Annotated in this window: 1 protein-coding gene; it reads right to left on the bottom strand. The window is 61.8% G+C overall.

The genetic code is table 11. From position 1 onward, the window contains the following. The coding region (locus ACP7BN_RS27690; RefSeq protein ID WP_426206980.1) for a calcium-binding protein at nt 1-565 on the bottom strand (565 nt) is incomplete at both ends.

Genomic DNA, 565 nt, shown 5'->3' with positions numbered 1-565 from the left:
AAACCTGCGCCGCCGATCAGCGTGTCGGCGCCCACGCCACCGATCAGTATGTCGTTGCCGCTGCCGCCGACGATGATGTCGTCGCTGGCGCTGCCGCGACCGGTGAAGTTGCCGGTGCCGGTGTAGGTCAGGCGCTCGACTCCGCCGCTCATGGTTATATTGAGCTGGTTGGTACGAATTTCGTCGAAGCCGCCGCCCGCAGCTTCACCAATGCCGCCCATCCAGGGACCGTTGATGATGTAGACATCGTTGCCGGCGCCACCGCTAACGCTGGTGTTGCCGGAGTTCAAAGTGAACACGTCATCGAACGCTGTGCCGGTAACTGATTCCAGGTTGCTGAATGTATCGCCCTGAGCATCGCCGCCCAGACCGCTGCCGTTGACGCCTGTAAGCGTCAGATTGATCGCCTGCTCCGAGGTGGCATAACTCAGGCTGTCATAGCCACTGGCGCCATCAAACGAGTTGGCCGAGGCATCGGCGACAAAGTTGTCGGTGTAGCCAGTGCCGCGAAACGCCTCGATACCATTGAATGTATCGCCCGCCGCGAGGCCGGTGTGCACGCCGG

This window comes from Pseudomonas sp. TWP3-1, assembly GCF_049896625.1.
GTDB lineage: Bacteria > Pseudomonadota > Gammaproteobacteria > Pseudomonadales > Pseudomonadaceae > Aquipseudomonas.
The sequence above is the reverse complement of the archived record's forward strand: the minus strand, read 5'-3'. Positions and strand labels throughout refer to the sequence as shown.